At 68.4% G+C, this 22,454-nt stretch carries 21 protein-coding genes and 1 tRNA gene; 19 read left to right on the top strand and 3 right to left on the bottom strand.

Features of this window, described 5'->3' with window-relative positions; translation table 11 throughout:
* Positions 1–629: 629 nt before the first annotated feature.
* The gene (locus HOQ08_RS11525; RefSeq protein ID WP_291194785.1) at positions 630–3,056 is read right to left on the bottom strand and encodes a TonB-dependent receptor; all 2,427 of its coding nucleotides are present in this window, start codon (positions 3,054–3,056) and stop codon (positions 630–632) included.
* A 214-nt stretch (positions 3,057–3,270) separates the two neighbouring features.
* Here HOQ08_RS11525 and HOQ08_RS11520 point away from each other — a divergent pair, with 214 nt between their 5' ends.
* The 19 genes from HOQ08_RS11520 to ltaE all read left to right on the top strand — a co-directional run bounded on the left by HOQ08_RS11520 (position 3,271) and on the right by ltaE (position 19,666).
* Entirely contained in the window at positions 3,271–3,567 is a 297-nt protein-coding gene (locus tag HOQ08_RS11520; RefSeq protein ID WP_291194782.1) for a zinc ribbon domain-containing protein, read from the top strand.
* 195 nt (positions 3,568–3,762) lie between these two features.
* Complete coding sequence (gene aspS / locus HOQ08_RS11515) at positions 3,763–5,517, top strand: aspartate--tRNA ligase (RefSeq protein ID WP_291194779.1); 1,755 nt, start codon at positions 3,763–3,765, stop codon at positions 5,515–5,517.
* A gap of 90 nt (positions 5,518–5,607) precedes the next feature.
* On the top strand, positions 5,608–6,240 hold the full coding sequence (locus tag HOQ08_RS11510) for an alpha/beta fold hydrolase (RefSeq protein WP_291194776.1): 633 nt from the start codon (positions 5,608–5,610) through the stop codon (positions 6,238–6,240).
* A gap of 77 nt (positions 6,241–6,317) precedes the next feature.
* Positions 6,318–7,040, top strand: a complete 723-nt coding sequence (locus tag HOQ08_RS11505; protein ID WP_291194774.1) for a YebC/PmpR family DNA-binding transcriptional regulator — start codon at positions 6,318–6,320, stop codon at positions 7,038–7,040.
* 22 nt (positions 7,041–7,062) lie between these two features.
* Complete coding sequence (gene ruvC / locus HOQ08_RS11500; RefSeq protein WP_291194793.1) at positions 7,063–7,632, top strand: crossover junction endodeoxyribonuclease RuvC; 570 nt, start codon at positions 7,063–7,065, stop codon at positions 7,630–7,632.
* The gene (gene ruvA, locus HOQ08_RS11495; protein WP_291194771.1) at positions 7,629–8,228 is read left to right on the top strand and encodes a Holliday junction branch migration protein RuvA; all 600 of its coding nucleotides are present in this window, start codon (positions 7,629–7,631) and stop codon (positions 8,226–8,228) included. The genes ruvC and ruvA overlap by 4 nt, the downstream gene beginning before the upstream one ends.
* 10 nt (positions 8,229–8,238) lie before the next feature.
* Complete coding sequence (locus HOQ08_RS11490) at positions 8,239–10,149, top strand: potassium transporter Kup (protein WP_291194768.1); 1,911 nt, start codon at positions 8,239–8,241, stop codon at positions 10,147–10,149.
* A gap of 61 nt (positions 10,150–10,210) precedes the next feature.
* The gene (gene ruvB / locus HOQ08_RS11485; protein ID WP_291194765.1) at positions 10,211–11,257 is read left to right on the top strand and encodes a Holliday junction branch migration DNA helicase RuvB; all 1,047 of its coding nucleotides are present in this window, start codon (positions 10,211–10,213) and stop codon (positions 11,255–11,257) included.
* Positions 11,258–11,306: 49 nt separating this feature from the next.
* Entirely contained in the window at positions 11,307–11,723 is a 417-nt protein-coding gene (ybgC, locus tag HOQ08_RS11480) for a tol-pal system-associated acyl-CoA thioesterase (RefSeq protein ID WP_291194762.1), read from the top strand.
* A gap of 22 nt (positions 11,724–11,745) precedes the next feature.
* A complete protein-coding gene (gene tolQ / locus HOQ08_RS11475; protein ID WP_291194759.1) occupies positions 11,746–12,432 on the top strand; it encodes a protein TolQ in 687 nt (228 codons plus the stop codon).
* Positions 12,433–12,450: 18 nt separating this feature from the next.
* The gene (gene tolR / locus HOQ08_RS11470; protein ID WP_291194790.1) at positions 12,451–12,900 is read left to right on the top strand and encodes a protein TolR; all 450 of its coding nucleotides are present in this window, start codon (positions 12,451–12,453) and stop codon (positions 12,898–12,900) included.
* Positions 12,887–13,828, top strand: coding sequence for a cell envelope integrity protein TolA (gene tolA / locus HOQ08_RS11465; protein WP_291194756.1), 942 nt, complete (start codon positions 12,887–12,889; stop codon positions 13,826–13,828). The genes tolR and tolA overlap by 14 nt, the downstream gene beginning before the upstream one ends.
* A 7-nt stretch (positions 13,829–13,835) precedes the next feature.
* Entirely contained in the window at positions 13,836–15,155 is a 1,320-nt protein-coding gene (tolB, locus tag HOQ08_RS11460; RefSeq protein ID WP_291194753.1) for a Tol-Pal system beta propeller repeat protein TolB, read from the top strand.
* Between the two features lie 259 nt (positions 15,156–15,414).
* Positions 15,415–15,921: a peptidoglycan-associated lipoprotein Pal gene (gene pal, locus HOQ08_RS11455; RefSeq protein ID WP_291194750.1), complete on the top strand. Its 507-nt coding sequence runs from the start codon at positions 15,415–15,417 to the stop codon at positions 15,919–15,921.
* Positions 15,921–16,781 carry a tol-pal system protein YbgF gene (ybgF, locus tag HOQ08_RS11450; protein WP_291194747.1) on the top strand — a complete coding sequence of 287 codons (861 nt, stop codon included), beginning with the start codon at positions 15,921–15,923 and terminating at the stop codon, positions 16,779–16,781. The genes pal and ybgF overlap by 1 nt, the downstream gene beginning before the upstream one ends.
* A gap of 46 nt (positions 16,782–16,827) precedes the next feature.
* Positions 16,828–17,475 carry a 7-carboxy-7-deazaguanine synthase QueE gene (gene queE / locus HOQ08_RS11445; protein WP_291194788.1) on the top strand — a complete coding sequence of 216 codons (648 nt, stop codon included), beginning with the start codon at positions 16,828–16,830 and terminating at the stop codon, positions 17,473–17,475.
* Positions 17,476–17,621: 146 nt separating this feature from the next.
* Positions 17,622–18,302, top strand: a complete 681-nt coding sequence (gene queC, locus HOQ08_RS11440; RefSeq protein WP_291194744.1) for a 7-cyano-7-deazaguanine synthase QueC — start codon at positions 17,622–17,624, stop codon at positions 18,300–18,302.
* Between the two features lie 169 nt (positions 18,303–18,471).
* Positions 18,472–18,547 (top strand) — tRNA-Lys (locus HOQ08_RS11435).
* A gap of 96 nt (positions 18,548–18,643) precedes the next feature.
* The gene (gene ltaE / locus HOQ08_RS11430; RefSeq protein WP_291194741.1) at positions 18,644–19,666 is read left to right on the top strand and encodes a low-specificity L-threonine aldolase; all 1,023 of its coding nucleotides are present in this window, start codon (positions 18,644–18,646) and stop codon (positions 19,664–19,666) included.
* A gap of 197 nt (positions 19,667–19,863) precedes the next feature.
* Here the strand turns inward: ltaE and phaZ are convergent, their stop codons facing one another.
* Positions 19,864–21,105 (bottom strand): polyhydroxyalkanoate depolymerase, encoded by a 1,242-nt coding sequence (phaZ, locus tag HOQ08_RS11425; protein WP_291194738.1) that lies wholly within the window; start codon positions 21,103–21,105, stop codon positions 19,864–19,866.
* An 87-nt stretch (positions 21,106–21,192) separates the two neighbouring features.
* A complete protein-coding gene (locus HOQ08_RS11420; protein WP_291194735.1) occupies positions 21,193–21,945 on the bottom strand; it encodes a methyltransferase domain-containing protein in 753 nt (250 codons plus the stop codon).
* Between the last annotated feature and the right edge of the window lie 509 nt (positions 21,946–22,454).

Here is a 22,454-nt window from a genome sequence, read left to right as displayed (position 1 = left end):
TTCCCTGGCCCCGGTTACTGAGCGCTCGCGGTGTAGCCGCTGTAGATCCTCTAAGAGCGATCAGCTATCCAGACAAGGCAAGCCGGTACCTAGCTTTTGCGTCTCATCGGGTTGCGCGCCTGAAGGCCATTTCTTTGGGTTACTTCTCTTTGGGCCAGCAAAGAAAAGTGACCCGCTGGCCGGCAGGCCAGCGGAAGCCCGCCGCAGGCGAGCACGGTCGCGGAAACGCCACACGAGAGACGCCGCAAGGCGAGGCTTAGCGCGAATCCCGGCAGGCGATCGAAAGCCCGCCGCAGGCGAGCACGTTCGCGGGAACGCCACACGAGAGGCGCCGCAAGGCGAGGCCAAGCGCGAATCCCGGCAGGCGATCGAAAGCCCGCCGCAGGCGAGCACGCTCGCGGAAACGCCACACGAGAGGCGCCGCAAGGCGAGGCCAAGCGCGAATCCCGGCAGGCGATCGAAAGCCCGCCGCAGGCGAGCCAGCGTACGTAAGCACCGCAAAAAGAACGACAAGCCAAAAGCGCGACAGCGCACAACCAGCTTTCCCACGAGCACCCGCCCCTCACCCCAGCCCTCTCCCCAAAGGGGAGAGGGAGCAGAGCGGCCGCGACCCCTGCCCGGAGGCGACATCACCAGCTGTAGCGCACCTTCCCGTACACGTAAGTGCCGTTGAAGCCGAACGGCGAGAACACCGTGTAGGGCAGGGTGCCGTTGTTGTCGTTGGCGGGGATCACGCGGTCGGGATAGGCGCCGAACAGGTTGTCGGCGCCCAGGGTGAAGGCCCAGCGGTCCAGCGTGTAGTTGAGCGCCAGGTCGAACACCCACTTCGGATCGAAGGTCTGGTCCAGCGCCGCGCTGGTCGCGTTGTACGAAGTAAAGCTGCCGTAGCGGGTGAGCGTGCTGTCCAGGCTCCACGCACCGTTGGTGTAGAGCCAGTTGAAGATCAGCTTGCTGTGCGGCGTGGTGTCGGCCAGCAGGCCGTACTGGTCGCGCCGGTCGATGCGCCTGAAGCTCACGCCCAGCGAGTCGAGCACCGCCGGGTTGGGCCGCACGTCGGTCACTTCGTTCTTGTTGTAGTTGTAGCTGATCGTGCTGTGCAGGGTGGCGCCATCGCCCACGTCGAACAGGTAGCTGGCCACCAGGTCGATGCCGCGGGTGCGCGTGTCCACCGCGTTGGTGAAGTAGGAGATGCCGCTGAAGTTGGTGTTGCCGATGCCGTTGGCGGCCAGGTAGTCGCGCACCGCGGGCGAGGTGGTGGAGATCGTGCTGGACAGCGTAATGCGGTCGCGGATCTTGATCTGGTAGACGTCGGCGCTGAGGTCCAGGCCTTCGGCCGGGCTCCACACCGCGCCGAAGGTCAGGTTGCGCGATTTCTCCGGCTTGAGCGCCTCGCCGCCGAGCAGCGTGGCGATCGGGCTGGTGGAGGACACCAGGCCGGTGTTGTAGATGCCCGCCGGCAGGCCCAGCGAGTTGCCCGCGCCGAAATACAGCGACGAGGTGTAGGAGTAGAACTGCTGCGCCAGCGACGGGGCGCGGAAGCCGGTGGAGGCGCTGCCGCGCAGGGCGAAGCTGTCGGTGAAGTCGAAGCGGCCGGCCAGCGCGCCGGAGGTGGTGGTGCCGAAGTCCGAGTAGTCCTCGTGGCGCACCGCCAGCGAGGTGCCCAGGCGGTCGGTCAGGTTGGTTTCCAGGCTCACGTACTCGGCCACGTCGTGGCGGCTGTGCGAACCGGCGTTCACCGGCTGGTAGCCACCGAAGCCCTGCGCGCCGCCGGAGAGGCCCGAGGTGCCGGTGTAGTACGAGGGCAGGTCGCCGGCGCGGATCTGGTAGCTCTGGCGCAGGTATTCGGCGCCGAAGGCGAGCGTGACGTCGTTGGGCAGCCAGCCCACCGACAGGTCCTTGGCGACGTCCACGTCCAGCGACTGCTGTGCGGCATCCAGGATGCCGTCGTGGAAGCGCGTGGGCGTGCTGCCGAAGTCGTTGAGGTAGGCGCGGTTCAGGCTGTTGGACGTGGCGTACGAGACACGGTTGCCGCCGTAGTTGCCCGAGACGTCCCAGCGCCAGCCGCCGGCGGTCTTGCCGCGGATGCCCAGCACCAGCGAGCGGTCGGTCGAGTCGGCGTTCTCCAGCGGCAGGTAGCCGGCGGGATACAGCGCGGGAACCGAGTTCTTGTTGTCCAGGTTGCGGAAGAACGCAGGCGAGATGGTGTCGCGCTTGCCGTAATGGCCGAAGGCGTAGAGCTGCGCGCCCGGCGAGAGGTCGTATTGCGCGTTGAGCATCAGGTTGCGGTCGGTCACCGCCGGGTCGCCGTAGCGCTGGGTGACGCCGTCCTGCGGGCGCAGGCGGCTGGGATCGGCGCGGTTGGTGTAGTCCTGGTGGCCGTCCTGCACGGTGAAGCGCGCGAAGCCCGCCTCGCCCAGCGGCACGCCCGCACTGGCAGTGCCCTGCCACTGGCGCCCGTCGCCCGCCGAATACTGGCCGCCGGAGAGCGACACGTCGCCGTCCTGCGCGCCCTTCTTCAGCACGATGTTGACCACGCCGGCGATGGCATCGGAGCCGTATTGCGCAGAGGCGCCGTCGCGCAGCACCTCGATGTGGTCGATCGCATCGATCGGGATGGTATTGAGGTCGACCGCCTGCGAGCCGCGACCGAGCACGCCGTTGGTCAGGATGATCGCGCCCGGGTGCCAGCGTTTGCCGTCGACCAGCACCAGCACCTGGTCGGGCGAGAGGCCGCGCAGCTGCGCCGGGCGCTGCGAGTCGGCGGTGTCGGCGGCGGAGGGGCGCGGGAAGGTCAGCGAGGGGATCACCCGCGCCAGCGCGGTGGCGAGTTCGGAGGTGCCGGTCTGCTTGAGCAGGCTGGCCGAGACCACGTCCACGGGGGTGAGCGAACTGCTCTCGGTGCGGTTGTCAGCGCGCGTGCCGGTGACGATCACGGTGCCGAGGTTCTTGGCTTTCTTCACCGCGGGCGTCGTGTCCTGGGCGTGGACGGCGGAGCAGGCGAGCAAGACCGCCGCGGGGATGAGGGCAAGGCGGGGCAGGGCGAAGGCAGGCTTCAAGGGAAACTCCTGTAGTGCGATGAGCGATCGGGCCGACAGACGTATGGATGTCCAGTGGGGCGCTGTCCGGCCTTGCGGGTCGCGGCAGGCTACTCCGCGCGGCCGTCCGCTGCCAAGGCGCGCGCCGTTGAGGCGCACCATTGAAATCGTGACGCGCGACTCGATAATGCGCGCAGCCGTTTCACGGGGCTTCCCGCCCGGAGTTGTCGCAAGCATGCCCATCTACGAATTCGAGTGTGCCCAATGCGGGCACCGTTTCGATCGCCTGCAGAAGCTGTCCGACCCGGACCCGTCCGCCTGCCCCTCCTGCGCCGCGCCGCGGGTGCAGCGCAAGCTGAGCGCGCCTTCGTTCCGGCTGGCCGGCAGCGGCTGGTACGAGACCGACTTCAAGAAGGACGGCGACAAGAAACGCAACCTGGCCGGCGAGGGCGAAGCCAAGGCGGCCGCGCCGGCACCGGCGCCCGCCGCGGCACCGGCTGCAGAGAGCAAGCCCGCCGCCAGCGGGGACTGATCGCGCGGCATCGACTTCGCTTATCTGGCGCAAGCCACGCTCAGCATGAACGGTTCCTCGAAACGTTCGTCCTGAGCGTAAGCCGCAGGCCGAAGTCGAAGGATCCGGTCGGCGCCAGCCGTCGGTGACGATCGCGGATGCTAAAATCGCCCGTTCGCACGCCCATCGGCACCACGCCCCGGAGTTTCCCTTCCTATGCGCACGCACTACTGCGGCCTCATCGACGAGTCGCTGGTCGGACAGACCGTCACCCTGTGCGGCTGGGTCAACACGATCCGCCTGCAGAGCCACGTCGCCTTCATCGACCTGCGCGACCACGAGGGGCTGGCCCAGGTGGTGGTCGAGCGCGAGAACGCGGACGCCTTCGCGGTGGCGGGCGAGGTCGGCAACGAGTACTGCCTGAAGGTCACCGGCACGATCCGCAAGCGCCTGTCGGTCAACGACAAGTTGAAGACCGGCACGGTGGAGCTGCTGGCCGACACGGTCGAGGTGCTCAACGCGGCCAAAGACCTGCCCTTCGCGCTGCACGAGAACCCCAACGAGGACCTGCGGATGACCTACCGCTACCTCGACCTGCGCCGCCCGGAGATGCAGACGATGATGCGCCGGCGCATCAAGCTGGTGCAGGCGCTGCGACGCTACCTGGACGCGCGCGGCTTCCAGGACGTCGAGACGCCGATCCTGACCAAGGCCACGCCCGAGGGCGCGCGCGACTACCTGGTGCCCAGCCGCGTGCATCCGGGCCAGTTCTACGCGCTGCCGCAGTCGCCGCAGCTGTTCAAGCAGATCCTGATGATGGCCGGCTTCGACCGCTACTACCAGATCGCCCGCTGCTTCCGCGACGAGGATCTGCGCGCCGATCGCCAGCCGGAATTCACCCAGCTCGACCTGGAGTTCGCCTTCGTCGAAGAGCAGGACGTGCAGGACTTCGTCGAGGCGATGATCCGCCACGTGTTCAAGGAGGTGGTGGACGTCGAGCTGGATGCCACCTTCCCGCGCATGACCTATGCCGAGGCGATGCGCCGCTTCGGCTCGGACAAGCCGGACCTGCGCATCGCGCTGGAGCTGGTCGACGTGGCCCACGCGCTCAAGGCCGTGGAGTTCAAGGTGTTCGCCGAGCCGGCCAACGATCCGGTCGGCCGCGTGGCCGCGCTGCGCGTGCCCGGCGGTGCGTCGCTCTCGCGCAAGGACATCGACGGGCTGGCCGAGCATGTCGCCAGGTACGGCGCCAAGGGGCTGGCCTGGATCAAGGTCGAGGACCGCGCCAAGGGCCGCGAGGGCGTCAGCTCGCCGGTGGCCAAGTTCCTCGACGACGCGGCGCTGGAGACGGTGCTGTCGGCCACCGGCGCGCAGACCGGCGACATCGTGTTCGTCGGCGCCGGCAAGTGGAAGACCGTATCGGACTTCATGGGCGCGCTGCGGCTGAAGGTCGCGCGCGACCGCGGGTTGGTCGGCGCGGGCTGGAAGCCGCTGTGGGTCACCGACTTCCCGATGTTCGAGTACGACGACGAGGAGCAGCGCTACGTCGCCCTGCATCATCCGTTCACCGCGCCCAAGGTGGACGACATCGCCGACCTCAAGGCCAATGCCGCCACCGCGGTCAGCCGCGGCTACGACATGGTATTGAACGGCAACGAGATCGGCGGCGGCTCGATCCGCATCCACCGGCCGGACATGCAGAGCGCGGTGTTCGAGCTGCTCGGCATCGGCGCGCAGGAGGCCGAGGCCAAGTTCGGCTTCCTGCTCAAGGCGCTGAAGTTCGGCGCGCCGCCGCACGGCGGCCTGGCCTTCGGCATCGACCGCATCGCCGCGCTGATGGCCGGCACCGAGTCGATCCGCGACGTGATCGCCTTCCCCAAGACCACCCGCGCGCAGGACCTGATGACTGACGCGCCTTCGCCGGTGGCCGAGGCGCAGCTGAAGGAACTGCACGTCCGGGTGGCCGGCTGACCGAAACCCGGTAGGGTGGGCTTCAGTCCACCTCGCCACCCGCCGCACGCCCCAAGGTGGGCTGAAGCCCGCCCTACGACAGGCAGCGCCATGTCCGACCACATCATCCTGCTGCACGGCCTGTGGATGCGTGGCTTCGCGCTGGGCCTGCTGCACAAGCGCATGGCCGAGGCGGGCTTCGAGGTGCACAGCTTCGACTACATGAGCGTGGTGGCCACGCAGGAGCGGATCGTCGAGCGCCTGCTCGTGCACATGCAGCGCCATGCGCCGGAGGCGGTGCACCTGGTCGGGCACAGCCTGGGCGGCTTGCTGGCGCTGCAGGCATGCAGGGAGGCCGGCGAGCTGCCGCCGGGGCGCATCGTGTGCCTCGGTTCGCCGCTCAAGGGCAGCGCCGCGGCGCGCGGCTTCGCCGGTTTCGGACAAGGGGGTGAGGCACTGCTCGGCCACAACCGCGAACTGCTCGAACATGGCCTCGAGCACTGGGACGGCCCGCGCGAGGTCGGCATGATCGCCGGGCGCGTGCCGATCGGCCTGGGCGCGATGCTGGCGCACATGGAAGGCGAGCACGACGGCACCGTGGCCGTGGCCGAGACCCAGCTGCAGGGCCTGGCCGATCATTGCGTGGTCGAGACCAGCCACACCGGCCTGCTGCTGTCGGCCGAGGCCGCCCGCCAGGCAGGGCATTTCCTGCGCGAGGGCCGTTTCGAGCGCCCTGCCGGCTGAGCCGCCCTGGCGTTTGTGGGGGCGGCGCCGGGTTGGGGTAAAATCGGCCGCTTGTCCATTGTTCAGGTTTTCCCGCCATGGGTAGAGGCCCGTCCATCGAAGGCCGCAAGAATGCCGAGGACGCCAAGCGCGCCAAGGTGTTCACCAAGCTGATCCGCGAAATCACCGTCGCCACCCGCGCCGGCGTGGCCGACCCGGCCGCCAACCCGCGCCTGCGCGCGGCGGTGGACAAGGCGCTGTCGGCCAACATGACCAAGGACACCATCGAGCGCGCGATCAAGCGCGGCTCGGGCGCCGAAGGCGCCGGCGAGGAGCTGCGCTACGAGGGCTACGGCCCCGGCGGCGTGGCGATGATCATCGAGTGCTTCACCGACAACCCCACCCGCACCGTGGCCGACGTGCGCCACGCGCTGACCAAGCACGGCGGCAACCTGGGCACCAGCGGCTCGGTGGCGTTCCAGTTCACCCGCTGCGGCGAACTGACCTTCGCCACCGGCGGCAACGAGGCAGCCGAGGAGAAGGTGCTCGAAGCGGCGCTGGAAGCCGGCGCCGACGACGTCGTCAACGAGCATGGCGAGAGCGTGGTGCTCTGTGCGCCGGAGAACTTCGAGGCGGTGCAGCAGGCGCTGGCCGGCGCCGGCCTTGAAGCGCTGCACGCCGGCGTCGGCATGCGCCCGAACAACCGCGTGGCGGTGCCCGACGACGCCCTCGAAGACCTCACCGACCTGCTCGAACGCCTCGACGCTCTGGATGACGTGAGCGAGGTCTACCACAACGCCCTGCTGCCGGCTGATGGCTAGCAGGGCTGGCGGCCACCAGCCGATGGGGAGCGAAGAACGGCAGGTTGCGGCGCTTTCCGTCCCCCGTTCCGCATCCACCCGCATCATCGGCATCGACCCGGGCAGCCAGCGCACCGGCGTGGGCGTCATCGACGTCGATGCGCAAGGCACGCTCAGCCATGTCTTCCACGGCGCCCTCGCGGTGGCCGGCGAGGAGACCTTCCCGCTGCGCCTGAAACGCATCTTTGACGGGCTGGCGGCGATCATCGCCGAGCACCGGCCGGCCGAGTGCGGCATCGAGCGGGTGTTCATGGCGCGCAATGCCGATTCGGCGCTCAAGCTGGGCCAGGCGCGCGGCGCGGCGATCTGCGCCGTGGTGAGCCATGGCCTGGCGGTGCACGAATACGCGCCCACGGAAGTGAAGCAGGCCGTGGTCGGCAGCGGCCGCGGCGACAAGACCCAGGTGCAACACATGGTCGGCGTGCTGCTCGGCCTCAAGGGACCGCTGCAGCCGGACGCGGCCGACGCGCTGGCCATCGCGGTGACCCATGCGCACACGCGCGCCAGCCTGGCGCGCGTGGGCATTCCCCGGACGGCCTGGAGACGGCGATGATCGGACGACTGCGCGGCATCCTGGTCTCCAAGCAGCCGCCCTGGTTGCTGGTGGACGTGGGCGGCGTCGGCTACGAGCTGGAAGCGCCGATGTCCACTATCTACGACCTGCCGCAGACCGGCAAGGAAGTCACCCTGCTCACCCACTACGCGGTGAAAGAGGACAGCGCCGCGCTGTACGGCTTCCTGCACGAAGCCGAGCGGGCGCTGTTCCGCAACCTGCAGAAGGTGTCGGGGATCGGCGCGAAGATCGCGCTGGCGGTGCTCTCGGGTGTTTCGACGAGCGACTTCGCGCGGCTGGTGCAGGCGGGCGACGTGGTGGCGCTGACCAAGATCCCTGGCATCGGCAAGAAGACCGCCGAGCGCATCGTGGTGGAACTGCGCGACCGCGTGGATGGCCTGGGCGTGAGCCTGCCGGGAGTGGCCGGCAAGAGCGCCGGCGCGCCGCTGGATCCGGCGGGCGAGGCCACCGTGGCGCTGCAGCAGCTCGGCTACAAGCCGGCCGAGGTGGCCCGGCTGGTACAGAAGGTGGCCGCCGACGGCGACGATGCCGAAGCGATCATCCGCAAGGCCCTGCGCGCCGCGCTGGGCGGCTGAGCAAAGGGCCATGAACGACACGTCACGCAACGACGAGCACGCCGGCGCAGAGCAGCTGCACGGCGCCAAGAGCGCGCTGATCCTGGGCGCCATCGGCGTGGTGTTCGGCGACATCGGCACCAGCCCGCTGTACACGCTGGGCGAGGTGTTCCGGCCCGAGTACGGCCTGCATCCGTCCGAGAGCACGGTGCTGGGCGTGCTCTCGCTGGTCACCTGGGCGCTGATCACGGTGGTGGCGGTCAAGTATGTCAGCCTGGTGATGCGCGCGGACAACCGCGGCGAGGGCGGCATCATGGCGCTGATGACGCTGGCCCAGCGCGCGGTCGGCAGTTCGCCGGTGGCGCGGCGGGTGGTGATGCTGATGGCGCTGCTGGGCGCGGCGCTGTTCTTCGGCGACGGCGTGATCACGCCGTCGATCTCGGTGCTCTCGGCCGTGGAAGGCCTGGAGGTGATGGCGCCGGCGCTGCAGCGCTGGGTGGTGCCGCTGGCGGTGCTGGTGCTGCTGTTCCTGTTCTGGCTGCAGAAGCATGGCACGGCCAAGGTCGGCGCGCTGTTCGGCCCGGTGATGGCGTTGTGGTTCGTCGCGCTGGCGGCAGTTGGTTTGTGGAACATCTGGCAGGCGCCGGAGGTGCTCAGGGCGCTGTCGCCCTGGTACGCGGTGCGCTTCTTCGCCTCGCACGGCACGATCTCGTTCGTGGCGCTGGGCGCCGTGGTTTTGTGCGTGACCGGCGCCGAGGCGCTGTACACCGACATGGGCCACTTCGGGCGCTTCCCGATCCGCGCGGCCTGGTTCGGCTTCGTGCTGCCTTCGCTGCTGCTCAACTACTACGGCCAGGGCGCGCTGCTGCTGCACGAGCCGCAGGCGGCGGTCAACCCGTTCTTCCATGCGGTGCCGGACTGGGCCGGCTACCCGATGATCCTGCTCGCCACCGCGGCCGCGGTGATCGCCTCGCAGGCGGTGATCTCCGGCGCGTTCTCGGTGACCCGGCAGGCGATCCAGCTCGGCTTCGTGCCGCGCATGCAGGTGGTGCACACCTCGCGCGAGGCGATCGGCCACATCTTCCTGCCCTGGGTGAACCGCGCGCTGATGGTGATGGTGATCCTCACCGTGGTCGGCTTCGGCTCGTCCAAGGCGCTGGGCGGCGCCTACGGCATCGCGGTGACCGGCACCATGGCGATCGACACGTTGCTGGTGATGCTGGTGGCCTGGCGGATGTGGAAGTGGAGCCTGGCGGTGGTGATTCCGCTGGCCCTGGCGCTGCTCTGCGTGGACCTGGCCTTCTTCGGCGCCAATACGCTGAAGATTCCCGACGGCGGCTGGTTCCCGCTGGTGCTGGGCCTGTTCCTGTTCGCCATCATGACCACCTGGCGGCGCGGCCGCGAACTGGTGGTGCGCGAGATCAAGCAGGGCGGCCTGGCGCTGGCGCCGTTCATCAAGAACATGGCCGAGCACCCGCCGTTGCGCGTGCCGGGTACCGCGGTGTTCCTCACCGCCAACCAGTACGCCGTGCCGCACGCGCTGCTGCACAACCTCAAGCACAACAAGGTGCTGCACGAGCGCAACGTGATGCTCACCGTGCAGATCCTGGAGACGCCGGTGGCCGAGGCCGAGGAGCGCATCGAGATCACTCCGATGGAAAGCCAGTTCTACGGCCTGGAGCTGCGCTTCGGCTTCGCCGAGGACCCGGACATCCCGCAGGCGCTGTCGCTGTGCGGCCGCGCGGGACTGGCCTTCGACCTGATGGACACCACCTTCTTCCTCTCGCGCGAAACCATCGTCGCCGATGCGCGCCGGCCCGGCATGGCGCTGTGGCGCGACAAGCTGTTCGCCTTCCTGGCCCGCAACGCGTTGCCGGCCACGGCGTTCTTCCAGATCCCGGGCAACCGGCTGATCGAGCTGGGCGCGCAGGTGGAGATCTGACGCTCCCCCTCCCCCGGCTGCGCCAAGGGAGAGGGAACAAAAGCAATGCCATAATCCCGGCATGACCGAAGCCCGCATCATCACCTCCGCCGCCCAGCTCGACGACGAGGCGCTGGAAGCCTCGATCCGTCCCAAGCGGCTGGCCGAGTACCTCGGCCAGCAGGCGGTGCGCGAGCAGCTGTCGATCTACATCGAGGCAGCGCGCAAGCGGGGTGGGGCGCTCGACCACGTGCTGATCTTCGGTCCGCCCGGCCTGGGCAAGACCACGCTTTCGCACGTGATCGCCAACGAGCTGGGCGTGAACATCCGCTCGACCTCCGGCCCGGTGCTGGAGCGCGCCGGCGACCTGGCCGCGCTGCTGACCAACCTCGAGAAGAACGACGTGCTGTTCGTCGACGAGATCCACCGCCTTTCGCCGGTGGTCGAGGAAGTGCTCTATCCGGCGATGGAGGACTTCCAGATCGACATCATGATCGGCGAGGGCCCCGCCGCACGCTCGATCAAGCTGGACCTGCCGCCGTTCACGCTGATCGGCGCGACCACGCGCGCGGGCCTGCTCACCGCGCCGCTGCGCGACCGCTTCGGCATCGTGCAGCGGCTGGAGTTCTACTCGCCCGAGGAGCTGACCGCGATCGTGCGCCGATCGGCGCGCATCCTGGGCATCGATTGCGAGACCGAGGGCGCGCAGGAGATCGCGCGCCGCTCGCGCGGCACGCCGCGCATCGCCAACCGCCTGCTGCGCCGCGTGCGCGACTACGCCGAGGTGCGCGCCGGCGGCCGCATTACGCTGTCCGCGGCGCAGGCGGCGATGGCCATGCTGAAGGTCGACGCCGAAGGCTTCGACGACCTGGACCGGCGCCTGCTCGCCACCATCATCGAGAACTTCGACGGCGGCCCGGTGGGCGTCGAGTCCCTGGCGGCGGCACTGTCCGAGGACCGCGGCACGCTCGAGGACGTGGTCGAACCCTACCTGATCCAACAAGGCTTCCTGATCCGCACCGCGCGCGGGCGCATGGCCAGCGCCAGGGCATGGCGCCACCTGGGGCGCAACCCGCCGCCGCGGCAGGCGATGACGGGCGACATGTTCGAGGGCGGCGGGGAAGGCTAGCCGTATCCTCGCCACACCCTTCCATTCTTCCGAAGAACCCGAAGCCGCCATGTCCTCAGTTCCCTTCGCCTGGCCTGTCCGCGTCTACTGGGAAGACACCGACGCGGGCGGCGTGGTCTATCACGCCAGCTACCTGCGCTTCCTCGAACGGGCCCGCAGCGAGTGGTTGCGCGCCCAGGGCGTGGACCAGATGGCCTTCAAGGAAGCCACCGGACTGGCCTTCATGGTGCGCTCGATGGAGCTCGATTTCCTGCGGCCGGCCCTGCTGGATGATGAACTGTCGGTGACGGTCGCCATCAAAGAATGGCGCGCAGCCAGTATCCTGTTCGGTCAAGCGATCGGCCGGGCGGACGGCACGGAGCTGGTCCGCGCCCAGGTGCGGGTCGCCTGCGTGGACCTCCGCCGCATGCGCCCGGCGCCGATCCCGGCCGACCTCATCCCCGGCCTCGACCCCTCAAAGACCTGAGCATGCGGAGAACCCCCAAGCCATGAACGGTGGACTGAACATTTTCAAGCTGGTCGCCGAGGCCAGCCTGCCCGTGCAGCTGGTGATGCTGCTCTTGCTGGTGTTCTCCTTCCTGTCGTGGGTCATCATCATCCGCAAGTACACGCAGATGAAGGCGGCGATGGAGAACGCCGAGGCGTTCGAGGAGCGCTTCTGGTCCGGTGGCGACCTGGCCGGCCTGTTCCGCGAGGTGAGCGGACGGCATGCCGACAACGGCGGCCTGGAGACGATCTTCGAGTCCGGCTTCCGCGAGTTCGCGCGCCAGCGCCAGCGCAAGACGCACGACATGCGCGTGGTGATGGAAGGCACCGAGCGCGCCATGCGCGTGGCCGGTACGCGCGAGATCGGCCTGCTCGAGCGCAACCTCGAGTTCCTCGCCAACGTCGGCTCGATCAGCCCGTACGTGGGCCTGTTCGGCACCGTGTGGGGCATCATGGGCGCGTTCCAGGGCCTGGGCGAGGTCAAGGACGTCACCATCGCCGTGGTCGCCCCGCACATCTCCGAGGCGCTGATCGCCACCGCCATGGGCCTGTTCGCCGCGATCCCCGCGGTGTGGGCGTACAACCGCTACGCCAACAAGGTCGAGCGCGTGGCCTCGCGCTACGAGGTGTTCCAGGAAGAGTTTTCCTCGGTGCTGCAGCGGCAGATCCAGACCGACGAAGCGCTCTGAGAGGGTCAGTCCATGGCCATGCGAAACGCCGCGCGCCACAAGCGCATGAAGCTCAAGTCCGAGATCAACGTCGTGCCGTACATCGACGTGATGCTGGTGCTGCTGATCATCTTCATGGTCACCGCGCCGATGATGAACGCCAACGTCGACGTCAATTTGCCGCAGGCCAACGCCAAATCGCTGGCCGACAAGAAGAACCCGGTGATCGTCTCGGTCGGCGCCGACGGCAGCCTGTACCTGACCCTGGAAGGGGCCAAGAAGGAGCCGGTCGACGTCGCCACCATGCAGGCCAAGGTCGGCGCCTTCGTCAAGGCCAACCCGGACATCAGCGTGCTGGTGGCGGGCGACCGCGAAGGCAAGTACGACGGCGTGTACCAGGTGCTGGCCGACCTGCAGCAGGCCGGCGTCAGCAAGGTCGGCCTGATGAGCCAGCCGCAGGGTGCGGGCGCGGGCGATGCAGGAAAATAAGGGCACCTCCACGGCGGTCCTGCTTTCCGCCGTATTGCACCTGGGCATCGTCGGCTTCCTCGCGCTGGCGATCGTGCCGTGCTCGTTCTACGAGAGCCTCTTCAGCACGCTGCACCTGCCGGCGAGCTGGAACCCGATCACCTGCGCCAGGCCGCTGCAGCTGCAGGGTCCCGTGATCGAGGCCACGCTGATCGGCCCGACCGGCGCGCCGCCGCCCAGGCCCGTCAAGAACGCCAAGCGCGAACCGACCACGCCGCCGCCGCCCAGCGTGCCGCCGCCGCAGGTGCAGACGCCCCCGCCGCAGATCAAGACCCTGCCGCCGCCGCCGGAACACCCGGACGTGGTCGACCAGGAGAAGGTGGTCGCCGAAGCCCTGCAGAAGGCCGAGGACGCCAAGAAGGAACAGGAAGAAAAGCAGCGCCAGCGCCAGGCCGAGCTGGACGCCCAGGCGGCCAAGAAGAAGGAAGAGCAGAAGAAGCAACTCGACGAGATGTTCGCCAAGCTGGACGCGGCCGCCGCCGCGCGCCAGAAGGCGGAGGACCGCGCCAAGCAGGCCAGGCAGCAGATGGAGGACCTGAAGAACGCGCAGGACAACGGCGAGGCCAACCTGCCGAATGCCGCGCAGCGCCAGACCGGCAACAACGCCCAGAACAGCTCGCTCGCCGACCAGTATGCAGCGGCCATTCAGAATGCGGTCACGCCCAACTGGTTACGTCCGGATAACATGCCGGATGTTCCGTGCGTGGTGCACATCGTGCAGCTGCCCGGCGGCGACGTGATGAGCGCCAAGGTCGATTCGAGCTGCCCTTACGACGACGCCGGCAAGCGCTCCATCGAGAATGCCGTGCTGCGCACCAAAACCTTGCCCTACAAGGGTTTCGAGAGCGTTTTCCAGCGCGAACTTACTCTTACCTTCCGGCCGCAGTGAGTCCTTCATGCGCAAACTGAAATCGCTCTTGTCCCTGGCCGCCCTGTGCCTGGCGGCCTTGCTCGTCGCCGCGCCGGCAGGCGCGCAATCGCTCAACGTCGACATCGTCGGCGGCCTGAAGACCGCCACGCCGATCGTGGTGGTGCCCTTCGCGCAGGCCGGCGGCGCGCCGCTGCCCACCGACGTGGCCGACGTGATCCGCAACGACTTCAACCGCTCGGGCAAGTTCCGCGCGCTGGCCAAGAGCGAGATCGTGGAGTCGCCCTCGCGCGGCGCCGACATCAAGTTCGCCACCTGGCGCCTGCTCAAGCAGGACTACATCACGGTCGGGAGCATCAGCGACGCCGGCGGCGGCCTGCTCAAGGTCGAGTACGAGCTGTGGGACGTCAACAAGCAGCAGAACCTGCTGGCGCAGTCCTACACCGCGCCGGCCGGCGACCTGCGCGGCGTGGCCCACCAGATCGCCGATGCGATCTACGAGAAGATCACCGGCGTGCGCGGCGCCTTCTGGACCCGCATCGCCTACATCACCGCGGTGGGCCTGGGCAACCACACCACCTATTCGCTGATCGTGGCCGATTCGGACGGCTACAACCCGCAAGTGCTGGCGCGCTCGCGCGAATCGCTGCTTTCGCCGGCCTGGTCGCCCGACGGCAGGAAGATCGCCTACGTCTCCTTCGAGAGCGGCAACTCACAGGTCTACGTGCAGGACATCACCACCGGCTCGCGCCAGCTGATCGCCGCGCACAAGAGGGGCATCAACGGTGCGCCGGCCTGGTCGCCCGACGGCAGCAAGCTGGCCGTGTCGCTGTCCTACGTGGGCAACCCCGAGATCTTCGTGATCGACATGGCCAGCCGCCACGAGACGCGCCTGACCAACAGCCTGTCGATCGACACCGAGCCGACCTGGTCGGGCGACGGCCAGAGCATCTATTTCACTTCCGACCGTTCCGGCCGGCCGCAGATCTACCAGATGCCCGCCACGGGCGGCGCGCCCACCCGCATCAGCTTCCAGGGCCAGAACAACGCCAACGCCGACGTCAGCTACGACGGCAAGCAGATCGCCATGGTGCAGGGCAACGGGAACGTGTATCGTATTGCCATCATGGATCGCAGTCTGGGCGGGCAGGTGCGCTTCATCTCGCCAGGCCCGATTGACGACTCCCCGAGCTTCGCACCGAACGCCAGCATGCTGTTGTACGCGGCCACGGAAGGACGCCGCGGCGTGCTGTATGCCGTTTCGGCCGATGGCCAGGTCCGCCAGCGCCTCGTGCTGTCCGACGGGGATGTACGCGAACCGGCCTGGGGACCGTACCGGCAGCGTTGAGTTTTGTCTTCCGCCGGGCGCGAACGCGCTTCGGCGGAATGCCCATGGAGCGGGCCGAAACGACGCCACGGCGTCATTTCGATTATGGCGGGGCGCCTGCGAAAGGTGTCCGGCCAATCGGTCGCCAGGGATTTTCGAACGCCTGGCCCGCAGCAGTACCAAGCGTCACACAACAAGCCGGACCACCGGCGACTACCATCCCGAAACCGCAATCGTCATTGACTGTCGGAACTCAAACCCGTTTGAAGGAACGTCACCCATGAATAAGACCGCACGCGTCGCCCTGGTCGCCCTGCTCTGCGTTGGCGCGGCCGCTTGCTCCAAGAAGGTTGTCAAGCCGGCCCCGGCTCCCGCTCCTGAGGCCACTCAGACCGAGCAGGCCCCGCCGAGCAACAAGTACACCCCGGCCGACCTCGACACCGATGCCTGCCTGCGCCAGCGCGTCGTGTACTTCGACTTCGACAAGACCGAGATCAAGCCGGAGTTCCAGCAGATCATGGCTTGCCATGCCAAGTACCTGCAGGACCGTCCGGAGTCGCACATCCGTCTGGAAGGCAACACCGACGAGCGCGGTACCCGCGAGTACAACCTGGGTCTGGGCGAGCGCCGCGGCAACGCCGTGTCCGATGCCCTGCAGGCCAACGGCGGCCAGGCCAGCCAGCTCGAAGTGATCTCCTATGGCAAGGAAAAGCCGGTGTGCCGCGAGCACAACGAGGATTGCTGGAGCAAGAACCGCCGCGTCGAGATCGTCTACACGGCGAAGTAATGAAGACCGCACTGGCTAAGCGTTTCACGGCCAGGCTCGGCATGGCGGGCGCGTTCGCGTCCGCCATGCTTTTTGCCGTCCCGGCCCTCGCGCAGGACTCCCGCCTCAGCCTGGCCGACCGCGTGTCGCGGCTGGAGCAGCAGGCGCAGGCGCAGAACCAGGGCGGTACCGGCATGGTCAACCAGGTGCAGCAACTGCAGGCGCAGGTGCAGCAGCTGCAGGGCCAGGTCGAGGAACTGCAGCACCAGCTGCAGGACATGCAGGACAAGAGCAAGGCGCAGTACGTCGACCTCGATTCGCGGCTGGGCCGCCTCGAGGGCAAGGGCGCCGGCACGAATACCCCGGCCGCGGGCGCCAGTGCGCCGGCCTCCTCCGGCTCGGCGGCCAATGCGTCGGCGCCGGCCAACGCGGCGCCGGCAACGGCGGCCACGCCCGCCAGCGGGAGCGCGCCCGCCGCGGCTCCCGACGCCAATTCCCAGGCCAGCTACGATGCCGCCTTCAAGGCGCTGCGCGCCGGCGACTATGCGCAGGCATCGCGCGGCTTCCGCGGCTTCATCCAGCAGTACCCGGACAACAGCCTCACGCCCAACGCCTGGTACTGGCTGGGCGAGTCCTACTACGTGACGATGAATTACCCCGTGGCGCTGGAGGCCTTCCAGCGGCTGCTCTCGCAGTTCCCGCAGAGCGAGAAGGCGCCCGACGCGCTGCTCAAGGTCGGCTACAGCCAGATCGAACTCAAGCAGACCGACGCCGGCAAGGCCACGCTGCAGTCGGTCGCCACCAAGTACCCCAGTTCCCGCGCCGCCAGCCTGGCGCAGGAACGCCTGCGCCGACTGCAACTGCAATCGGCGATCCGCTGAGGCGGTCGTGAGCAGTACCGACGCGGGCATGGCGCCCGTCGCGTCCATGCCGGCCGAGCGCCTGCGCATCACCGAGATCTTCCATTCGATCCAGGGCGAAGCCGACGCGATCGGCTGGCCGACCGTATTCGTGCGCCTGACCGGCTGCCCGCTTCGTTGCGTCTGGTGCGACACCGAATACTCCTTCCACGGCGGCGACTGGCGCGCGATCGACGACATCCTTGCCGAGGTGGCGTCCCATGGCGCGCGCCACGTCTGCGTGACCGGCGGCGAGCCGCTGGCGCAGAAGCGCTGCCTGATCCTGCTGCGCAAGCTGTGCGACGCCGGCTACGAGGTTTCGCTGGAAACCTCCGGCGCGCTGGACGTATCGGTCGTCGACCCGCGCGTGCGCAAGGTGATGGACCTCAAGGCACCCGGTTCGGGCGAAAGCGCGCGCAACCTGTGGAGCAACCTCGACCACCTGCTGCCGCACGACCAGGTCAAGATCGTGCTCGCCGGCCGTGCCGACTACGAATGGGCGCGCGGCGTGGTGGCCGAGCACACGCTGCAGCGCCGCTGCATGGTGCTGTTCTCGCCGGTGCACGGCGCGGTGCAGCCGCGCGAACTGGCCGAGTGGATCCTCGAGGACCGCCTGCCGGTGCGCTTCCAGCTGCAGTTGCACAAGCTGCTGTGGAACGACGCGCCGGGTCACTGAGATCGCCTTACCTGTCAGCGGCAAGCGGAGCAGTGCCGTTCATCGCGCATGCCTCACCCCGAAGCAGGGAAAGCCATACGCGCCGCGGCCTGTGCTGCCGCGTGCGTCTTCCGGCCGGCGACCGGCCGCATGCAAGGAACCGTCTCATGTCCGACACCAACCCACGCAAGGCCGTCGTGCTCGTCTCCGGCGGCATGGATTCGGCCCTCACCCTCGCCATCGCGCGCGAGCAGGGCTTCGAGGTCCATGCGCTCAGCGTCGCCTACGGCCAGCGCCACGGCTCGGAGCTGGAGGCGGCCGAACGCGTCGCCCGCGCACTGGGCGCGATACAGCACAAGACCGTGCAGGTCGATCTGCGCAGCATCGGCGGCTCCGCGCTCACCGCGGACATCGACGTACCGGAGCAGGGCGGCGAAGGCATTCCGGTCACCTACGTGCCAGCGCGCAACACCATCATGCTGTCGATCGCGCTGGGCTGGGCCGAAGTGGTGGGAGCGGCCGATATCTTCTGCGGCGTCAACGCGGTCGACTATTCCGGTTATCCCGATTGCCGGCCGGCCTTCATCGACGCCTTCGAGCAGCTGGCCAACGTCGCTACCAAGGCAGGCGTGGAAGGGGCGGGATTGCGCATCCACGCGCCGCTGATGCGCATGAGCAAGGCCGATATCGCCCGCGAGGGCCAGCATCGCGGCGTGGACTTCGCGCAGACGGTGAGCTGCTACCGGGCCGACGAGCAGGGTCGCGCCTGTGGCCACTGCGACGCCTGCCACCTGCGCGCCGAGGGTTTCCGTGCGGCCGGCCTGGCTGATCCCACCCGCTATGCCTGAGAGCATCGGCACGCATGCTTTCCCGTGGGACGGGTTTCGGCCTGCCATGCCCCTGCCGGCGACAAGCGCCGAGACTGACCCTGCGGTTCGGGCGCCGCAAGCTGTTGCCGGCCGTGCTTTGCTTGTGCCGCCCGCAGGCAAACCCTAAAATCGTCCGTTCGCCTTCGATGGGTCGTTAGCTCAGTTGGTAGAGCAGTAGACTTTTAATCTATTGGTCCCGGGTTCGAGTCCCGGACGACCCACCATCCCCGACCCGCGAGCCTCGCGGGTTTTTTGTGCCGCCGCTTGCCTGGCGCACCGCCGGGCGCGAAGCTGCACGCTTTGCGACGACGAGGTGGAACGTGGACTGGGTGGATCTGCGCAGCGACACGGTGACCCGGCCCACGCGCGCGATGCGGGCGGCGATGTTCGATGCCCCGGTGGGCGACGACGTCTATGGCGAGGATCCGACCGTCAACGCGCTGCAGCGGCGCGTGGCCGACGACCTCGGCTTCGAGGCGGCGCTGTTCGTGCCCAGCGGCACGCAGTCCAACCTGCTGGCGCTGATGTCGCACTGCGAAAGGGGCGATGAGTACATCGTAGGCATGGACGCGCACACCTACAAGTTCGAGGGTGGCGGTGCGGCGGTGCTCGGTTCGATCCAGCCGCAGCCGATCGTGCAGGACGCCGACGGCAGCCTGCCGCTGGATCGCGTGGCGGCCGCGATCAAGCCGGTCGATCCGCACTTCGCGCGGACCCGCCTGCTGGCATTGGAGAACACCTGGCACGGTCGCGTGCTGCCGCTGGAGTACCTGCGCGCCGCCCACGACTTTGCCCGCGAGCGTGGCCTGGCGCTGCATCTGGACGGCGCGCGGCTGTACAACGCGGCGGTTGCCTGTGGCGTGCCGTCGCGCGAGATCGCCCGCCACTTCGACAGCGTGTCGGTATGCCTGTCCAAGGGCCTGGGCGCGCCGGTCGGTTCGGTGCTGGCCGGCTCCGCTGCGTTGATCGAGAAGGCACGGCGCTGGCGCAAGGTCGCCGGCGGCGGCTGGCGCCAGGCCGGCATGCTGGCGGCGGCCGGCTTGCACGCGCTCGACCACCACGTCGCGCGCCTGGCGGACGACCATGCCCGCGCCGCCGCATTGGCGGCACGGCTTGCGCGAATCCCCGGACTGCGCCTGCTCGGCCAGCACACCAACATGGTCTTCGTCGAGGTGCCGGCAGAACGGCTGCGCGAACTGGACGTCCATCTGCAGCAGGCCCGCATCCGCATCAGCATCGGCTACCTGCCCACGCTGTGGCTGGTCATGCATCTGGACGTGGACGACGCCGGCATCGAGCGCACGACGCAGGCCTTCGCCGCTTTCTTCGGTGAGTCTCGCTAGACCGGCCTTCCGGAAGGAGAAAGGAATCCGATGGGTCGTGCCTTGTCCGTTGTGTCGGCACGGAAGTTCCTGGCGTGCCCCGCCTTGGCCGGCTTTACCCTAGGTTGCCCCAGCCGCCTCGGCACCGCGTGCGCTACGACCTCAGCACGCTCGCCCGCAGCCGCGTCGCCTGCAGCGTCGAATGAGCGGGAGCCGCCTCAGACGCTGGCGCGGATGAAGTCGCGCACCTGCGGATAGACGGTCTCGCGCCAGCGGCGGCCGCTGAAAATGCCGTAATGGCCGGCGCCCTCGATCACCTTGTGCGCGTGACGCTGCGCCGGAATGCCGGTGCACAGTCCGTGTGCCGCCTCGGTCTGGCCCAGGCCCGAGATGTCGTCCAGTTCGCCCTCGATGGTGAGCAGGGCGCTGCGCGTGATGGCGCCGGGGCTTACCCGCTCGCCGGCGACGTCCCACAGCCCGCGCGGCAGCAGGAACTGCTGGAACACGGTGCTGATGGTGTCCAGGTAGTAGCCGGCCGGCATGTCCAGCACGGCGTTGTATTCATCGTAGAAGCGCCGGTGTGCCTCGGCGTCGTCCAGGTCGCCGCGCAGCAGGTCGAGGTAGAAGTCCCAGTGCGAGGAGAGGTGCCGTCCGGGATTCATCGCGATAAAGCCTGCATGCTGCAGGAAACCCGGGTAAACCTTGCGCCCGCGTCCCGGATAGTTGGCCGGCACGGTGTGGATCAGGTTGGCCTCGAACCAGGTCAGCGGCTGGTGGGTGGCAAGGTTGTTGACGCTGGTCGGGCTCTGGCGCGGGTCGATCGGACCGCCCATCATCACCAGGCTGCGCGGCGTTTCCTCGCCGCGCGCGGCCATCAGTGAGACCGCCGCCAGCACCGGCACGGTCGGCTGGCACACCGAAATCACGTGCAGGTCGTGCGCGCCGATGTGGCGGATGAACTGCTCGACGTAGGCGACGTAGTCGTCCAGCCGGAACATGCCTGCCTCGGCCGGCACCATGCGCGCGTCGACCCAGTCGGTGAGGTAGACCTTGTGGTCGCGCAGCAGCGTGCGCACGGTGTCGCGCAGCAGCGTGGCGTGGTGGCCCGAGAGCGGCGCCACCACCAGCACCACTGGCTGCTGGCGCATGGTTTCGATGGTGGCGGGGTCGTCGCTGAAGCGCTTGAAGCGCTTCAGCTGGCAGAACGGAAGCTCCAGCGCAGTCTGCTCCACCACTGCCACGGTCTGCCCATGCGCCTGGATCTCGTGGATGCCGAAGGCGGGCTTCTCGTAGTCCTTGCCCAGCCGGTACATCAATTCGCAACCGGCCGCCCAGCGAGCGGCACCGGGCAGTTGCGCCAGCAGGCTGCCCGGCTCGCTGAACATCCTCGCGCTGGCCTGCGCGAAGTAGCTCATCGGGCCCATGAAGGCGCGTTGCCACTCGTGGAGTTGGTAGAGCATGGCGGCTGGTTCGTCAGGCAAAGCCTCATTCTAGTGGCTTTGCAGGCGGATTGCTGCATTGCGGCATCGAGCGTGGGAACGCTTGCTTCAAGCCTCACTGGTGGCGCGAACGACGCGTCGGCAGGCGAGCAACACCTCGTCGACCCCGTCCACCTCGGGCAATCCCCCGCGCCATTGCAACGGTTTCTGGAAGCGCAGCCCCAGCGGCATGAACACCCGGTTGTACCACCACATCGCACGCTCGCGCTGGTGGGTGAGGTACCACTGGCCCCACGCGAGCAGGCGCGGGGACTTGGGCTGCATGCCGTAGATCGCGCTGCGCTCGAGGGCGAAGCCGTGCGCTTCCAGCAGGGCCACGATGGCCGCAGGCTCGTAGCGGCGGCAATGGCCGACGAAGTCGTCGAACGCGGTCCATGCCGCCGCGTGCAGCGGCACCGACAGCAGCAGCACGGCGTTCGGGGCGGCCACGCGCGCGAGCTCCCGCAGGGCGCCCGCATCGTCGGCCACGTGCTCGAGGATGTCGAACGCGCAGACCAGGTCGAACTGCGCGTCGGCGCAAGGCAGCGCGCCGATCATGCCGTGCATGGCGCTGGCACCCCTGGCGCGCAGCTGGCGCAGTGCCGCCTGGCTCAGGTCGACGAAGCAGGTGCCTTCCAGCGGCAGGCGCGGGCGCAAGCCGGGCGCCACCTCCAACCTGCGCGGCGCGGCCGCGGCCAGTTCACGCAGCAACGGCCAGGTGTTGAAGCGCTGCGGCTCGACCAGGCGCGCCTGCGACCACAGCGCCTCATAGAAGCCGCTGTTGGCGCGAAGCAGTTCGGCGTCGTTGCGGGGGGTGTCCATCCTGTGTCTTGTACAGCATGTGCGGTGGCGGGGGTGTGCGGGTTACCCCTGTCGCTCTTGTGTGTCGCTTCCGCCAACCCAAAGAAATGGCCCGGAGCGGGCAACCCGATGGAGCGCAAAAGCTAGGTACCGCCTTTCTTCGACTGGATAGCTGATCGCTCTTAGAGGATCTACAGCCGCTACGCCGCGAGCGCTCAGTAACCGGGGCAAGAGAAGCGCGCCGGCGTGTTACGCCTGAGGGCAGATGGCGGCTCTGCAGCGGGCAACGGGCACCTGGCACAAGGCAGCAGACCAGCGGCAGGGATCGATGATGCAAGCGATAAGCAGCAGCCCGGCTTCCCTAGCCTCAGTTAGTGAGCGCTCGCGGTGTAGCGGCTGTAGATCCTCTAAGAGCCGCCACGCCACTTGCTTGCGTAACGGCTCCTAGCTCTTGCCTCCCATCGGGTTGCGCGCTCGAAGGCCGTTTCTCTTGGTTACTTCTCTTTGGGCCCGCAAAGAGAAGTGACTCG

This window comes from Frateuria sp. (assembly GCF_013362045.1).
Lineage (GTDB): Bacteria > Pseudomonadota > Gammaproteobacteria > Xanthomonadales > Rhodanobacteraceae > Frateuria_A.
Note: the sequence above shows the minus strand (reverse complement) of the source record. Positions and strands in the feature narration are given on the sequence as shown.

What these genes read in the sequence shown, in the direction of transcription:
- HOQ08_RS11520 (WP_291194782.1), top strand. Translation starts at nt 3,271, where the DNA reads ATGCCCATCTACGAATTCGAGTGTGCCCAATGCGGGCACCGTTTCGAT.
- aspS (WP_291194779.1), top strand. Translation starts at nt 3,763, where the DNA reads ATGCGCACGCACTACTGCGGCCTCATCGACGAGTCGCTGGTCGGACAG.
- HOQ08_RS11510 (WP_291194776.1), top strand. Translation starts at nt 5,608, where the DNA reads ATGTCCGACCACATCATCCTGCTGCACGGCCTGTGGATGCGTGGCTTC.
- HOQ08_RS11505 (WP_291194774.1), top strand. Translation starts at nt 6,318, where the DNA reads ATGGGTAGAGGCCCGTCCATCGAAGGCCGCAAGAATGCCGAGGACGCC.
- ruvC (WP_291194793.1), top strand. Translation starts at nt 7,063, where the DNA reads ATGGGGAGCGAAGAACGGCAGGTTGCGGCGCTTTCCGTCCCCCGTTCC.
- ruvA (WP_291194771.1), top strand. Translation starts at nt 7,629, where the DNA reads ATGATCGGACGACTGCGCGGCATCCTGGTCTCCAAGCAGCCGCCCTGG.
- HOQ08_RS11490 (WP_291194768.1), top strand. Translation starts at nt 8,239, where the DNA reads ATGAACGACACGTCACGCAACGACGAGCACGCCGGCGCAGAGCAGCTG.
- ruvB (WP_291194765.1), top strand. Translation starts at nt 10,211, where the DNA reads ATGACCGAAGCCCGCATCATCACCTCCGCCGCCCAGCTCGACGACGAG.
- ybgC (WP_291194762.1), top strand. Translation starts at nt 11,307, where the DNA reads ATGTCCTCAGTTCCCTTCGCCTGGCCTGTCCGCGTCTACTGGGAAGAC.
- tolQ (WP_291194759.1), top strand. Translation starts at nt 11,746, where the DNA reads ATGAACGGTGGACTGAACATTTTCAAGCTGGTCGCCGAGGCCAGCCTG.
- tolR (WP_291194790.1), top strand. Translation starts at nt 12,451, where the DNA reads ATGCGAAACGCCGCGCGCCACAAGCGCATGAAGCTCAAGTCCGAGATC.
- tolA (WP_291194756.1), top strand. Translation starts at nt 12,887, where the DNA reads ATGCAGGAAAATAAGGGCACCTCCACGGCGGTCCTGCTTTCCGCCGTA.
- tolB (WP_291194753.1), top strand. Translation starts at nt 13,836, where the DNA reads ATGCGCAAACTGAAATCGCTCTTGTCCCTGGCCGCCCTGTGCCTGGCG.
- pal (WP_291194750.1), top strand. Translation starts at nt 15,415, where the DNA reads ATGAATAAGACCGCACGCGTCGCCCTGGTCGCCCTGCTCTGCGTTGGC.
- ybgF (WP_291194747.1), top strand. Translation starts at nt 15,921, where the DNA reads ATGAAGACCGCACTGGCTAAGCGTTTCACGGCCAGGCTCGGCATGGCG.
- queE (WP_291194788.1), top strand. Translation starts at nt 16,828, where the DNA reads ATGCCGGCCGAGCGCCTGCGCATCACCGAGATCTTCCATTCGATCCAG.
- queC (WP_291194744.1), top strand. Translation starts at nt 17,622, where the DNA reads ATGTCCGACACCAACCCACGCAAGGCCGTCGTGCTCGTCTCCGGCGGC.
- phaZ (WP_291194738.1), bottom strand. Translation starts at nt 21,105, where the DNA reads ATGCTCTACCAACTCCACGAGTGGCAACGCGCCTTCATGGGCCCGATG.
- HOQ08_RS11420 (WP_291194735.1), bottom strand. Translation starts at nt 21,945, where the DNA reads ATGGACACCCCCCGCAACGACGCCGAACTGCTTCGCGCCAACAGCGGC.